7 protein-coding genes are annotated in these 15,395 nt (G+C 63.3%); 1 reads left to right on the top strand and 6 read right to left on the bottom strand.

Annotated features, from left to right (window positions below; all coding sequences use genetic code 11):
• Window positions 1–7 precede the first annotated feature (7 nt).
• A complete protein-coding gene (locus J2Y83_RS05040) occupies window positions 8–5,104 on the top strand; it encodes a dermonecrotic toxin domain-containing protein (RefSeq protein WP_253393561.1) in 5,097 nt (1,698 codons plus the stop codon).
• 42 nt (window positions 5,105–5,146) lie between these two features.
• On the opposite strand, the gene J2Y83_RS05035 is transcribed toward J2Y83_RS05040, so the two are convergent.
• The 6 genes from J2Y83_RS05035 to J2Y83_RS05010 all read right to left on the bottom strand — a co-directional run bounded on the left by J2Y83_RS05035 (window position 5,147) and on the right by J2Y83_RS05010 (window position 15,031).
• Entirely contained in the window at window positions 5,147–9,232 is a 4,086-nt protein-coding gene (locus tag J2Y83_RS05035; protein WP_253393560.1) for a hypothetical protein, read from the bottom strand.
• Window positions 9,233–9,414: 182 nt separating this feature from the next.
• Window positions 9,415–9,885 (bottom strand): CS1 type fimbrial major subunit, encoded by a 471-nt coding sequence (locus J2Y83_RS05030; protein ID WP_253393559.1) that lies wholly within the window; start codon window positions 9,883–9,885, stop codon window positions 9,415–9,417.
• Window positions 9,882–10,622, bottom strand: a complete 741-nt coding sequence (locus J2Y83_RS05025; RefSeq protein ID WP_253393558.1) for a molecular chaperone — start codon at window positions 10,620–10,622, stop codon at window positions 9,882–9,884. The genes J2Y83_RS05030 and J2Y83_RS05025 overlap by 4 nt, the downstream gene beginning before the upstream one ends.
• A gap of 40 nt (window positions 10,623–10,662) precedes the next feature.
• Window positions 10,663–11,892 (bottom strand): hypothetical protein, encoded by a 1,230-nt coding sequence (locus tag J2Y83_RS05020; RefSeq protein ID WP_253393557.1) that lies wholly within the window; start codon window positions 11,890–11,892, stop codon window positions 10,663–10,665.
• Window positions 11,893–11,911: 19 nt separating this feature from the next.
• On the bottom strand, window positions 11,912–14,431 hold the full coding sequence (locus J2Y83_RS05015; protein ID WP_253393556.1) for a TcfC E-set like domain-containing protein: 2,520 nt from the start codon (window positions 14,429–14,431) through the stop codon (window positions 11,912–11,914).
• A 108-nt stretch (window positions 14,432–14,539) separates the two neighbouring features.
• Window positions 14,540–15,031 carry a CS1 type fimbrial major subunit gene (locus J2Y83_RS05010; RefSeq protein ID WP_253393555.1) on the bottom strand — a complete coding sequence of 164 codons (492 nt, stop codon included), beginning with the start codon at window positions 15,029–15,031 and terminating at the stop codon, window positions 14,540–14,542.
• Between the last annotated feature and the right edge of the window lie 364 nt (window positions 15,032–15,395).

Below are 15,395 nucleotides of genomic sequence, written 5' to 3'. Positions count from 1 at the left end.
CTGATCCATGCCCCAATTACCGCCACCCAACAGCGCCTTCAACGGCGCCCACTACACACACATCCGCGACGCCCTGCCAGACTGGCTCACCCAGGCCACGCCGGGACGCCTCGGCGCACTGAAAGCCGCAGGCGTCAAACACGTGACCGCGCCAGCCCCGCTCAAGGCCGCCATTGCCGAGCATTGGCAACAACAAAACCGCCTGGACCAACGCCTCGCCGGCTTGAACGACGTGTACGCCTTCGCCGAACCCCTGCTCAAACACGCCCTGCGCGACTACGGCAACCTGGATGTACGCAACACCTACCTGCGCCTCTACGTCGACGCCAAGACGAGTGGGTGGAAGCTCAACGTGACCGGCGCCCAGGCGAGCAAGACCTTTTCGTTGCTCGATGCGGCGCTGTACAACTTCGCCGCCGACCAGACCTTTCTCGACTTCGCCTTCCTCGGCCCGACCGATGCGCGCGGGCAACGCGACGTGCTCTCGATCACCCACCGCCGCAGCGGCACGCGGCTCACCGCGCAACAGTTCAAAGACATTTGCCGCCAGCTGGATATCGGCGCGCAGTATCAACTCAAGCTCAGCCAGGCCCTCGGTTTCAAGAACCCGGCACTCGCCCGCACCCTGCACGGCGAGGTCACGGCACGCCACAAGGCCGCGCTGAAAAGCGCCGCGCTCCTGGCCCTGGCCAAGGCCGACCTGAAGCCCGATGCCCATGCCGCGATGCTCAATCTGGTGGACGACCAGCCGACCCCGCAGCTCGACGGCGCCGCGCTCCAGGCCTACACCCTCAGCCTGATGAACGTCGCTCTGGTGGGCATCGTGCTGTTTATCGCCGCGCCCAGCCCACGGGTGATCGCCTACGTCGCCGAAGACCCCGAGCACCCGCTCAAGGAATACCCGTCGCCCCAGGCGTTCATGCAAGAACTGACCCGCCAATTGCGCGACAAGGCGCGCTATCAAGTGTTCTTCAGCCAGTTCGTGCCCCACGCCAAACGCGCGGCCTTTTTCGCCGGGATCAATGCGCGCCTGAGCCACATCCAATGGCATCAGAAACAGCCCACCGACAGCGGACCGAGCTGGCAAGACACGCCGATCAGCGATCCCAACCTGCACTTCAGCCTGCACGCCTGGCAGGACGACTATCGCCAGCGCCCGCCTTCGCCGGCCGCCGATACGCTGTGGGACTACCTGTTTCGCACCCAACTGAACAAAATCGTCAACGACGCACGCAACATCGCACTGTCCACCGTCGACGCCGACCGCCGTGCCCGCTGGGCCTGGTGGGACAACCTGGAGCAGATGCTCGCCGACATCCTCAACGCGGCGTTGCTGGTGGTCACGCCCTTCGTGCCGGTACTCGGCGAATTGATGCTGGTCTACAGCGCGTACCAGGTCATGGACGAGGTGTTCGAAGGCGTCGTCGATTGGAGCGAAGGCCTGCGCACCGAAGCCTGGGAACATGTGGTGGGGGTGGCCGACAGCGTGATCCAGTTCGCCCTGTTCGCGGCGGGCGCCAGCATCGGTCAGTTGGCGCGGCTCAAGCTCTCGCCGTTTGTCGAGGGCCTGGTGCCGGTGCAGCGGGCCGACGGCTCACGGCGCTTGTGGAACCCGGATATCAGCGTGTTCGCCCAGAAAGACCTGATCCCCGAAGGCTCGACTCCCGCGCCCTCGGGCTTGCACACACACCAGGGCAAAACCCTGCTGGCGCTGGACGGCCATCACCTGGAGGTGCATTACGACCCGCTCAGCGACGCGCACCGCGTGGTCCACCCCGAACGCGCGGACGCCTACCGGCCGCGCCTGCAATTGAACGGCGACGGCGCCGTGACCCACGAGGGCGAACGCCCGCGCACCTGGGAGCGCCCGCAGCTGCTGCGGCGTCTCGGGCATCGGGTGCAACCGTTCAGTGACACGCAACTGGAACAGCTCAGGGTCGCCAGCGCCACCGAAGACGGCGCGTTGCGTCGTGTATACGAGCACAACGAAGCGCTGCCGCCGCTGCTCGATGCCGGCCTCAAACGCCTCGAAGCGGCCGAATCGATCCAGGTCGCCAGTGACAGAATCCGCACGGGGCAAGCCTTGAGCGCCGACCCCAGCTCGGACTGGTTCGAGCAAATGGTCACCGAACTCGACGGCTGGCCCCAGGACAAAGCGCTGCAAGTGTTCCTCAAGCCCGACCTGAGCGGCAGCTCGCACCGCTATGGCGCCGCGCAAGCCGGCCCCGCCGACACCTTGCGCATCAGCCTCGGCGAGGTGCTGTCCGGGCACTTGCCGGAGCGGGTGCTGGGCTTTCTCGATGAAGCGGCGATCCCCCCCCTGCTCGGCGCCGAGGTGCCGGAATCGCAGCGGGTACAGGCGTTGCGCGATCTGCTGGCCAACTACGTACTGAGCCAGAGCCGCGATATCGCCCCGGCGGTCTACCGCGCCCGCGAAGAGAGCGACGACCCCGGCATCGTCGGCCTGCGCCGGGACCATCCCGACCTCGACCTGAGCCTGGCCCGCCGCCTGCTGGAGCGCGCCCGCCCCCACGAACGCGAGGCCTTGGCGAACGACCGGCACGCGCCCCTGCGCCTGCGCAATCAAGCCAGCGAATTGCAGCTGGCGGCTGATTCGGTGCATGCCTACGAAGGCTTTTATCCACCGGCCATGCCCAACCCGGCGACTGAACACCTGCTGCTCAAGAGCCTGCTGTTCAATACCGATGCACTCACCGATCTGCACCTTGAAATCCGCGAAGCCACGGTCACGGGCACCCTGCGCAGCCAGGCCGGTTCGGACACGGCCGCCACACGCCGGGTGCTGGTTCACACCCGCCTGGGCTATTCGGTCTACGACAATGCCGGCCAACCGTTACACCGCCCCGCCAGCCTGTATGAAGCAGTGTTGCTCGCGCTGCCCAGCGAGCCACGCACCGCCCTGGGCTACCAACCCGGCGAGGGCGAAGACTTCAAGCACTGGCTGATGACCCACCTTGAACCCCTGGCCGAGCGACGCAAGGTCCTCGCCGGGCCAGACACCCACCGCGTCATGGAGCGGGATACCGCGCAATTGCTCGGCGGCCCGCTGCTCAGCCGCTGCCGCCCCGCCCCGGCCGAGAACCACGCGGCGTTTGCCAGGGACGTCCTGCAACGCTTGTTTCCGAGCCTCAGCGAGCAACGCCTGAACCGCTTTATCGAGGACATCCCCGCCGACCAATTGAGCAGCACCCTGAACGAACTGACGCTGGAGAAACACACCCTGAACACCCAGCTGCAAACCTGGAAGCAATCGCCCACCCATCACCCCAAAGGCAGCGCCCAGGAACGGCAACAACTGGCCGCCCGCAGACGCCTGGCCCTCCAACTGGAACAGTGCTGGGGCGAACGTTACGCCGAATACACCGACGATTGGGGCAGAACCCAATCCGGCGCGCGGGTCAATCTGGACGGCATGCCGTTACCCGAGTCGCTGCCCGCGCTGACCGTCAACTTTGAGCATGTGACGTTCCTGAACCTGAGCCAGAGCAGCGTCGGGCAATCCCATTGCGGTTTGCTCAAACACTTCCCGGCGCTGCGCTCCCTGGACCTGAGCCACAACCACCTGACGAGCTTGCCGGTCGAACTGACGGCGATGCGGCAGTTGCGCAACCTGAACCTGTCGAACAACCGCATGGTGCTGTTCCCTGAAGACGTGACGCGCCTGCGCAATCTGCGGCGCCTGCACGTCGCGATTCTGGACCACAACCCCCTCACCGCCGCACCGGATATCACGCGCATGCCCAACCTGCGCCGCCTCGACTTGAACCACACGCAAATCCACCAATGGCCCGCCGGCCTGTTCGCGCACGCCAGGAACGAGCTGTTCGACCTGAACCTGAGCGGCAACCCGATCACCACCCTGCCCGCGCTGACCGCCGAGCCGACGGCCGCGCGCACCGTGGCGCGCACGCGGCTGGACCGCCACACGCTGAACGACGATCAGCGCGCCCTGTACGAACGCTACCGCACCGAGGCCGGGCTGGACCCGTATCGCACCTATGAACCCCAGGGCAACAGCGACCCGTGGCTGGTAGACGCCGACGCGGACACCCGCGTGGTGCGCGAGCACCTGTGGGACGCCGTCGAAGACGAGCACGGCTCCCAAGGCTTTTTCGAGGTTATCAAGTACCTGGAGCCCCCCGAGTTCTTTGAAAACCCTCAAGACCGGCAGCGCCACGCCGCCAACCAGGTCGGGTTGACCCAGCGGGTCTGGCGCTTGATCAACGCCGCCCACGCCGACAGCGCCCTGCGCGAGCGCCTGTTCAAGCTGTCGAGCTTCCCCGGCTTGTGTGGCGATGGCGGCGCGCAGATTTTCAATGAAATGGGGATCGAGGTCATGGCCAGCGAAGCGCGGCGTTTTTCAACGACCTTGCCTGAACTCGAAGGTCGCCTGGTGACCCTGGCCAAGGGCGCGGCGCGGCTCAAGCAGCTCAATCAGGTGGCCCAGGAAGAAGTCGCCCGGCGCCTGCGACCCAAAGCGGCCGGCGGCGAAGGCCAGCGCCTGCGCTCAGAGGTGCTGGACGGCGAAGCGGGCGAGGTGGACGAAGTCGACATCCACTTGGCCTATCAGACCGCGTTGGCCAACGAGCTGGACCTGCCGTGGCTGTCGGACCATATGCTCTACCGCGACACCGCCGACGTCAGCCCGAGCCGGATCCAACAGGCGCACACCAGCGTCAGGGAGTTGGGCCGGGGCGATGGCCTGGTCAACCAGATGTTACTGGAGCCGTACTGGGAGACCTTCCTGCAGGAAACCTACGACAGCCTTTATCAACAGAATCTCACCGAGTACACCGAGAAGTTCTACCGCCTGGACGACCTGCAAACCCTGCAGGCGCAATGGCACGCCGAACAGGAGCCGCAGCAGAAAGCCCGGCTCAAGGACCAGCTCAAGGCCCTGGCCGACGAACTGCAAACGCAGGAAAGCGTGGTGTTCGCCGACACGCCGATCAGCGACGCGCTGTACAACCGCCTGCTCAATGACCTGGGCTACAACGAGAAGGAATGGATGCGCGGCCTGACACGCGAGGCGCTGAAAAAGGCGCACCTGCGCCGTAACCGCGAGCCGCTGTCCGCACGGTGAGGCCAGCGCAGGCGCGAGCATGTTCGCGCCTGCCCTCGTTGATCAGCGGGGATCGGCATCGGCCATCCAGCGACAGGTCTGGGACCGGCTGACCTGACTCCGATGGTCGGCCAGTATTGTCGCCGCCGTCGGGATCATCCAGCGCGAAAATGACAGCGGCAGCTCGGTTTGCCGGGTCGCGTGGTGCTGCTCGGGGCTCTTCAGATACGCAGCGGTAAACAAGTCGTCCCGACCGACTGCCTGCGGATAGTACAGGTGGATATACCCCTCTGACTGACGGGTATGAACGTCCACGACCTGGCAGAACTGCACGTAATCATCCGCACCGTCGTCCACCCGATACCGCCCCGGCCGGTTGACCAACTGCACCTCATGACCCGCCAGGAGCGCGTCGACCCCCGCCTGGACCGGTGCGCGTGCCTTGATCACCGCGATCCTGGCATGAACCCCCTGTTCATACAAACGGGCCGCCGCCGCGCGCCAATCCGCTTCAATGCGTTGCGCCGTGCTGCGGTGCTTCACCGGCCAGCGGGCAGCGCTCGCTTGCGCCAACTTGCGACGCATCGCTTCAGCGCACTCAAGCAAGAAAAACGCCGGCACAGCGAGCACGTCTTGCAGCGAATGAGCCCTTTTGGCCGTGGGGACCATCCTCAACACCTGGGCGATCATTCGCTCGACACCGGCCACCGTTTGCTTGCCGTGCTCGATCATCTCGACCAACGTGTCGGCCATTGCACAGCCGAGCGTGGCGGGTGCTCGCTCCATCGGGTCCCACAAACCATCGGCCGCCTGTTTGAAGGAGGCAATCAACTCATCCGCGCGGTCATGCACTTGAGCGATGCGCGCGGGCTGTTCGTGAGTCGGCTCAATGATACGCACCTGATAAACGTCGTCGCCGCGGGTACGAATCAGGCTGTTGCGCGGCGCGCCGACAGGTGCAGCCGGGGCGTTGTCCGCCAGCGCCTCCAGCAGATTTTTTTCGGCGGTGGCGTGCAGCTCGTCGATCAAGGTTTGAAGCTCATGCAGGTAGTCCAGATCAAACGCTTGCGGCGTAATCGCCCTGCAAAACGCCAACCGGTCGGCGGTATCGCCATACACCTGCAGCACGCTGTCGAACAACTCGATCCGCTCGGCTCGCGTCAGCACCATGAACCCCGCATGGGACTGACTCGCGCACGCGACGCGCTGAAGGGTCAGTGCCAGCATCCCGGCAAACAGCGCGTCGCCTCCCGAACCCTCGGCGCGCCAGGCCGCCTGCCACAAACGCCGGACCTGCTGCGCCTGCAACGCCAGCACCGAGGCTGGCGCAACGGCCAGCGTGAGGGCTTGCCCCTTATCGGCGCCACAGCCGATGACCGCCGTCAACTCATCGAGGTGACGATTTTCCAGTTCACGCCAGTGAATCGACCAATTGTAGGCGGCCAGGCGGTTGCGCCGGCTCTCGTCCACTTGCCCTTGCGACATCGACGCCAGCGAGGTATCGAGTGACGCGATGTAGCGTGCTTCCAGACTACCGAGGGTGCGTGCTGTGCCCACCAGAGACTCGAGCAACGCACAGACCTGCACCTCATAGCCCAGGCGCGGTGCCAGGCCGCGCAGCTGCCGGAGCGCGTGTAATTGCTGGGACAGCGCCTTCAGCTTGACCTGCAAAATCTGGTGGTATTGCTCACGCACCTGGTTAGCCGCTGCATCTGCAAGGTTGTCGGCAATGCTGTCCACCAGCCTGGACAGCACGCTCACTCGACTCTCAGCCTCAGCACGCGTGCTGTCGGCGCCGTCGTAGAGCGCTTGCCACTCTTCAAGACGCAGATCCGTCTGTTGCCGAACCTGCTGAATGAGCGCTTTCACACGGAGAACGGAGCCCCATTTATCCGGCTGCTTGAACTGCTTGGGCGCTGGGACACGGGTCAATTCCAACGGGTTTTGCAGCCTCTGCGGCGTCGCAAACATCAACGCTGACAGGTCCAGTTGCAACTGCACGTTGGCCGGCGAAACCCGGTGCGCCAGCACCCACGCCAGGTTGCCAAGCACGTCGACACCCGTGGTAGCCCCGCCATCCTGGCGCACAGCGTCCATCAACTGCCCCAGCCACCCGCTCAGCGTGTCCACGCCCTGCACCAGTGGCATCAGCCCATCGGGCAACGACCAGCCGGCCGCTTTGAAGCAGGCCCAATGCCGTGCATCACCACCCGATACGGGCCATTCACCCAAGGTTTCCAGCGCCAGATAGAACACCTCGCGCAAGGAATGCACCGACTCGAGGTCCTCGCTCACCTCCACCGCCAGCGCCGCGTTGTCATCGGCCGGTAGGGCGCTGAGCAGCGGCTCGAACAGCGCTCGGTGATTCGTCGGCAGCCATGCCAGGACACTGTCGCGCAAGCCACCAGGCGCCTTGATCGCTGTGTGCAGATCCTCCAGCGAGGCAAATTCCTGTACGACCGGGTTCAACAGCGGTCGATACAACAGGCACGCGCCCGGTGACGCCTGCCGGGGCATCAACAGGTGCATGTGCTGCACAACGGCCGTCTGCCCTTGGGGCATGGCCTTGAGCGTCAGCGGCAACAGACGGGAGGATGCCCGCAGCCCCCCGGCACGCTCGCTAATGAGGCGATAGCCCTGCTGGGTCAGCCCATGCAGCCCCTGGATTTTGTACGCCATTGCCAGCATCTTCAGCTGTGACAGCACCTGATCGCCGGCCAGGTCCCGGTCCCAGTCGTTGGCGGCGTCGCCCTTGGCAAACCGTTGCCTCAGGATCGCGCCGTAAGCCTTGGCGATATCGGCTTTGATCAGCCAGTCTCTGAGCAAGGGCTCGGTCAGCCAGGCGGGCGCGGGGGCGCCTTTGAGCGTGATAGCGGTGGGGCTCGGCGTGAACCCGCCCAGGGTTTCCAGCGCCCATTCGGTCAGGGTCAACTCAAGGGACGCAGCGCTCGGCGGGCCGAACACCACATGGATATCCAGGACCTTGAGCTCAAGTGCGCGTGGCTCGTTGTCCAGACAGTCTTGCAACGCTGTTTCGGCAAACGCCGCCAGGGACGGGACTTCGGGGAAAAACCGCCGGCCCGCGCCCTGGTTCAAGTGGCGCACCTGCTCGACCAGTAGACGCCCATATTGAAGTCGATCAGTTTGCGCGGCGTTGAACAGCCACGCCGGAATGGCCTCGTGAACGCCTTGTCCGAACGCCGTCAGGGGGGACACAAACCAGCGACGTGTGTCGGTGATGGCATTGAGCAGGGCCTGATACTGTTGCGCGGTTCTACGCACCGTGAGGTCGATGGCGGCAATTTCCCTCAACTGGCGTGCCAGGTAACCGCTTGCCAGCGATTCAGGGGCCAGGCCTGCGTGCTCACCTACAAACCACTCACCTGCCGGTTCATCCAACAACGGGCTCAGGTGATCGGCCAGCAACGGCCCGATATCGTCCAACTGGTCGATCAACTGCACGCCCATGGCCGGGCTGTAGAGCGCCATGTCCGTGGAATGCGTTGCCTGGAGCAACCACAGAGGCAGCACTTCGCCCGAATCGTCGTCTCCCGCGTCCTCGCGGCGCAGGTGAACCGTAGAGACGCGCAACGGACCGGCCGGAGCGGTCAGCTCCCCGCTGGGGTTGGTGAAAGACAGCGAAAAGAACGTATCAAGATGGCGCTGGCTCATGCCAGGCTGTCTGGGCGTATCGCTGACGACGCCCATCAACGCCTCGACCAGCGGCCACCAACGCGTTTTCCACCAGACCTGCAACTGCTCCCGGTAAGACGCCAACAACAGCGCGCCACGCTCATTGACCAGCACTTCACACTCGAAGAGGTCCAGTGTGCCCGGTTCATAGTCATCCCCCACCCGCTGGACACTCTCATGGTGGCCCGGCACGTAGAGCACCGGTTCACCATTGACCAGCCGCGCCACCAGTGCGTCCGCCAACGCGGTGTAGTCATACGTCGCGGTTTGGCCCGCCAGCGGCGTGCGCAGGTAAAGCTGCTCGGCGGTCAGTGTACGCGCCGCGAAGTGCTCGTCCAGATGGGCCTGGGCGCTGGCCTGGGCCACCGCCCGCAGGGACGGTGGATCGGCGAACAGGGTGTGGATCGTATCGATGTGGGTCTGACGCAGCAGCGCCGTGGGATTGGCTTGTGTCACAAAACGAGCTCCTTGCCTGGTGAGTCGGCGACTCACCCAAGCCAGGGAAACTAGTTCTGCAGCCATGGACAACTGCGGTAGACAGTTAGTCTGTTACATCTGCGAATCCCGGATCACCGTGACGTTTGCTTCATGCGCGCCGCCTTCACTCGTCCTCGAACGATTCCAATACGGCGCGCCGCTCATGGGCGCAACGCGTCAAAGATGATCTGCACGTTGCCGAAGTATTGGCCGGGCAGATAACCGTCGTCAGGCTTCTGCGCGGCGATTTCCAGCAGCACGCGTTTGCCGACGCGGGCCTCCTCTTCCGGCACCACGCGCAAGGCGTCAAGCCCCAGTTCCTGTTGGTTGAAGGTGACTTTGAGCGCAATGTTGTCGCGGCCGTTGAACAACACCGGCGCATAGGCGAGGTAAGCGTCCACCGCGCCCAGCACGTTTTTCACGTCGAAAGGCTCGCGTAACGCGCTCAGGGTTTCAGTCACCGGGTTCCAACGCATGGTTTGCTCGCGCTCCAGAAAGCCGGGGTTGAGCGGCAACACATAAAAGTCGCTGGTGGGGACTTTGACCGACACCTGAAACACCGCCTCCTCGCGGGCGGCCAGGGCGCTGAAGCTGAGCGCACTCAACAGCCCCAACATGGCCCACCGGCTCATCCTTTCACCTCTTGATTCTTCTGCGTGTCGCCTTCCACCAGCTTGAAGGTGTAGTGGCGCCCGGCTTGTTTTTCGAAGGCAAAGGTGCGCCCCGGCAGCACGTGGTTTTTGGTGGTCGGATGGCAGTCGGTCGGCTTGCCGGCCACGCAATTCTTGAACTCGTCGACCACGATCACGCTGTTGCCGTTGTTGCGCAGCTCATAGCGCGCGGCGCCGTCGTCGATGCGGGTGTCGTAGCGGGTGTCCTTGGGCCGCACGAAAAACACCGTGCCGTAGCCAGCCAATACGCTGACGCCGGCCTGCAAGGTTCTTTGATATTCCTCACGCTCTTCTTCGGAGAGGGCAAAGGCGTCTTCTTTTTCCGGCACCACCGGGATGTAACGCACCCGGAAATACCGCTCGCTGGCGCGCTCGCCCATGTACAACAAGCGTGTGCTCTGCATGCCGTTGGCCGGCACGATCAGGCGCGCGGGGCTGGCCATCAGGCCATTGCGGGTGCTGGCGTCGGCCTGGGATTGCAGCGGCACTTCCTGGGGCACGCCGCTGGCGTCGTAGACGATTTCGAGGATCTCGACCCTGACGAAGGCGGTACTCGTGCCGCCATTGAAGATGCGCTTCAGGTAGCTGCTTTTGCTGCCGTCCAGGTAGTCATACACCACGCCGACGTTGATATTCGGGCCTGCCTGGACGCCCAGGGAAACCAACCATATGCCCAGGATTGCGGCTAATACTTTCATTGCATAACACCTCATTAACGATTGGCCCGAGGCCAACGCACTAGACTTGCGAATCCCAAATAACCGTGACCGCGCCCGCGTAAGTGCCAGGGTCCTGCGCCAGCATCTCGGCGACCGCCTGTTGGCTCACCTCGAAATGCAGCGTGCCGGGGCGCCGGTCGACGTACATGGCCGGTTTAAACAATTGCGTGCCCGCGCCGCTCAACAGCAGCGGCTGGCGACTCACCGCCGAGCCGTCGGGGTTGCTCAGGCCGTGGGGCAAACTCACGCGGATATCCACCGGGACTTCATGACCGTTGGCAGCATTCCTGATCGCGCAGGTGTCGCCGATCACCCGCTCGCAGGCCAGCTGCATCTTGAAACGCGAGGAGGCGTAGAGATTGAAGGTCTGGTCCCGGAACAACCGCGACGGTTTGCGCCCCTGTTGCAACCAGGCTTGCCAGCCGCCCTGAGGCACCAGCTCGACCCGGTCACCGCCCGGCGGAATTTCGACTTTGAGGATGTGGTCCACGGCGAGGACGAAGTTCAGGTTGATCGCGTTATCGCTGGGCAACATCACGTCGCCCATGTCGAAGTCAGCGCCTGGGCCTACCCGGTAAGTCAACTGGCCGGTGTAGGTGCCTGATGACATGCCCAAGGGGTTGGGTGTGCGCAGTTCGTAGGCGAAGTCCAGATAGGTGTAACCCATGGCAGGAATCGCATAATGCGTGAATTTGACGCAAGCCCCCTCAACGGGAGTCCGCCAGAAAAACGCGTAGGTTTTACTCCCGAAAAAACCATGGCCGGTGTAGCCGCAGGGTGGAGGCGGATACACCCAGCTCAACCCCCCCCACAAGGCCCGGTGGGCGGAAAGCGCATTCGGGATGCCTGTCAGGTTCTCTACCGTGTCGCTGAGTTCATATTGGGAGCCTATGCCCGCAACACGCAGCTCGACCTGCTCGGTTTCCCCGGTCTCGGTATGTGTCACCGTCAAGGTTCGCCACTGTGCGGGCACCGAAAACATCGCGTGATTACGCGGGTCGGTGCCGGGCATCAGCGGCTGCGCAGAGTCATAGCGCACCGGCAACCGAATGCTGAAGATGCCAACACAAAAACTGGGGTAGGCCGCGCAGTAGCCACTGACCGGCGTGGTGTTGACGAACTTATTGTGCTGCGCCTGACTCGGGTCGGGCCGAAAGCTCGCCGTGATGTCCTGGTTCAGCGCCATGGCGGACGGCGCAACGCCCAGCGCCAGTGCCCCGAGCAGCAGTTGGTATGGCTTGATGTTCATGTCTTCAATCCTGTGTGAGTCAACCCGACTGCTGTTGAGTGAGTGCGGCATCCGCCAGGGTGTCCGGCGTGCAACGTAAATCACCGATCATCAGCACATCGTTTTCACTGCGGGCCTGGCTCGGGTCGAGGCGGAACTGGCAGAGCAACTGGTTGCCCTGGCGCACTTCCAAGGTGGGCGAGCCGGCGTTCATTTCCATCGAGAAGAACCCGTCCACTTCGCTGACCCCACGGCTGGCGTGGTTGATCACGTGATGGCCCTTGAGCGGGCGGCCTTGCGGGTCGACCAGGCGACCGAGCACGGTGACGGTTTTCATCACGCTGATCTTGCGGTAGTCCACCCCGCCTTTGTTGATGTGGTAAGCGCTGCGCGGCGGCTGGATGTTCGCCGCCGGTGGGTGGTTGCCGTCGAAATCGAACGCCACCGAGCCGGTTTTATACGCCGTGATCGGCACGAAGTTGCGCCCCGGCCGCAGCGTGGTGCTGCCACCGCTGAGGTCGTCGGCGCGCAGGGTGATGTCGTCCAGATCGGTTTCCACATCGACGATCATGCCCGCGCCGTCGCCGTGGTACTGGCTGGTCAGGGCCATCTTCTGGCCACCGACGGCGAAGGTGCTGTGCAGGTTGAGGCCGCCGGTGAGGTTGCCGTTGAAAGAGGAGCGCTGGGCAAAGGCATCGCCGGCGAGCGTGTCGCCGTGGAAGCTGGCCATGCCGGACAGGCCGACGCCGTAGGTGTCGGTGAGCACGGTGGCCGAGACGTTCTGCAGCACGTGGTCGCTGAGGTCTTTGCGGTAGGTCAGCGAGCCGTTGTTGTCGCGCTTGCCGTCGCGCGAGGTGCGCGAACCGATGCTGCCCGACCACTGTTCGCCCGGCCCGCCGAGGGCCAGGTTGAGGGTCAGGTCGACGCCACGGTTGCGCCGGTCGCCGGTGCTGTGGCTGGCGGGGCGGTCGAACAGCGACAGGCGCCAGTTGGCATCACTGCCGAACAACGTGTCGTGTTTGCTCCAGCCCAGGTCCAGGCCGACGCCCTCGACGTTGCCCTGGCTGTGGGACAGGCGCGCATTGAGCGAATGCTGGTTGATCAGGCGGTGGTTGATCGACAGCGACGAGGTGCTGGTCTGGCCGACAAAGGTTTGCCGGGTGCGCAGCCGCGTGCCGTCGGGCAGCGTGTCGTAGGTGTTGCGGGTGTCCAGCCAACTGCGGTTGTGGCTGGCGATCACGCTGCCGGCGCCATAACTGTAGAGGCCTTGCAGGTCCATGCCGGTGCCGTGGTCCTGGGTCTGGTAGACGTTGGCGTACAGGCTCGCATGGGTCGCCAGTGTCCAGTCGATGGACGTGCCGTATTGCATGCGGTCCTGCACCTGGCGGCCGGACAAGCCGACGATCACGCGCGGGTGCAGCAGGTAATTGACCGAGGCGCCGGCGGTCATGTCGCCCTTGTCGCGTTGCTCCCAGTTGTTGAACAGGGTGCTTTCGCGACCGGCAAACAGGTTGTAGCGCCAGCGCTCGTCGTGGTTACGCCAGTTGTTGGGCTTGTACACCAATTCCTGGGTGGTGGCGGTGACCTGGCCGTCTTCGACCAGGCGCACTTCCACTTCATAAATGCCGCCGGGCAATGGCCGCGTGTCGATGCTCTGCAAACCGGCCGCCACCGCCTGGGTGTTGATCAGCAGGCCGTTGCGGTAGATCTCCACCGAGCCCTGGCGGTTGGAGGTGACGTAAATCGGGTACACGCTAGGCTTGGGATTGCTGATGGCCAGGCTGTCGGAACTGCCGAGCATCACACCGACGGCGATATCCGGCGCGGCGCCGAACGCACGCGGCTGGCGATTGAGCCCCTCGGAGGTAGGCGTGAAATACCCCAGGCGCAGGAACCGGCCTTCGAATTCGCGCTGGGCGTACAGCGAATACAGTGCGTGATAGAGCTGCGTGTCCGGCCCGCCGAGGCGCGCCAGTTGCAGGTTGAGCGCGTGGCTCCAGTTACCCAGGCTACTGCTGGCTTCAACGCCGAAACGTCCGCCGAGTTCCTGGTCTTGTCCGCCGTTGAGGTTCAACTGATTGCTGACAATCAGGCCCGTGCTGCCATCCTGGGGCTGGTGGTAATAACGTTGATGATCGGTGTCGTGCTCGGCGTTCTCCGTGAGGATCGAAACCAGCGAGTTTTCCAGGTTGTAATGCACCGCCAACATCTTTTCCGGGCAGGTTTGCGTGCAACTTCCCAGGGCCACGCCTTGTTGCAGATAGTTGCTCCAGGTATCGCGCTCAGCCGGTTGTACCGGGCTGTCGCTGATATCGGTAAAGTCCAGCAGCGTGAGGCGGTCATCGCGCGACAGTACCACCATCGCCTCGCCCAACAAGACTTCGTCGCGCTCGATACGCACGGCCAGGGGCACATCAAAAAAGTGCTCTTCGAATTCGCTCGGCAGACCTTTCGCCTGAGCCAGCAAACTGCGCGGCGTATAACTAGTGTCAGTCGCTGCCAAAGCCGCCGAACAGGCAAGCAAGGCCAGCGCCGCCGCGATGGGTTTCATCGGGAACATGAACTTAATACTCTAGGGCGAACTGCAAACCATCGGGGAACCGACCACAGGCAATATCGCCTGTGGTCGGGTGATCAATAAGGCCAGGCCTTATCGAGTGCCGGGCGCTTAGAAAGTGGTGCGCGGCACGTTGTCGAAGATCACGGTGGCGACGCTGGTGTAGAGACCGGCCTGGGTGTCCGCCGGCTTGGCGGCTTTAATGGTCATCAGCTTTTGCAGGCCAGGGTTGGACTCTGCATCGGCGGCCACTTCTTGCGGGGTGCCGGTCAGGGCCACGGAGCCCAGGCTGATGGTCAGCGCAATGGAGTCCGTACCGTTGGTGAGCGCTGCCGGACCATCCTGCAGGTAGGCATCGATCGAGCCGCCGGTGTTTTTCAGGGTGAACATCGAAGACAGGGTGCTCAGCTCACCGGTCACGGTGTTGTAGGTCATGATTTCGTCACGACCGAAGTTGGGGTCCAGAGGCTGGGCGTGGAACTGCTTGGTCGGAATATCGGCCTTGATGTTGATCGTGGTACTTGCATCGTTGGCGGCCATGGCAGCCGAAGAACCCAATACCGCAACAGCCAGAGGGAGCAGAACAGCAAACTTCTTGATCATGCTTGAATACCTAATAGTCATTTAAAGGAAGGCGGTTAACTCAAAAGCAAGTCAAGACTCACTTCCAACTAACACCTGGGCATCAGGTTCATTTTTTATGAACCTTCACCGCCGCAAATAATCGACCAAATCAAGCTCAACGTAAGCAGGCACGCTCCGAGAAACATGCAGGCCAATAGGCCATTACGCTGGAGGAAGAAATACAATAAATACGACTTTCAAAAAAACAACTGTAAGATTTGAGTGACACACAGATAAATCAATAAAAGCAGCACAGATATAAAAACCAACTTAGCCGATAAAGCCGCGACTGTAGTATTGAAACTACATGCGAGCATTGCTCTATACGTTCAAACTGTGCGGC

The sequence above is a fragment of the Pseudomonas marginalis genome (assembly GCF_024169655.1).
GTDB classification, from domain to species: domain Bacteria; phylum Pseudomonadota; class Gammaproteobacteria; order Pseudomonadales; family Pseudomonadaceae; genus Aquipseudomonas; species Aquipseudomonas paraveronii.
This window is presented reverse-complemented; position numbering and strand designations above follow the sequence as displayed.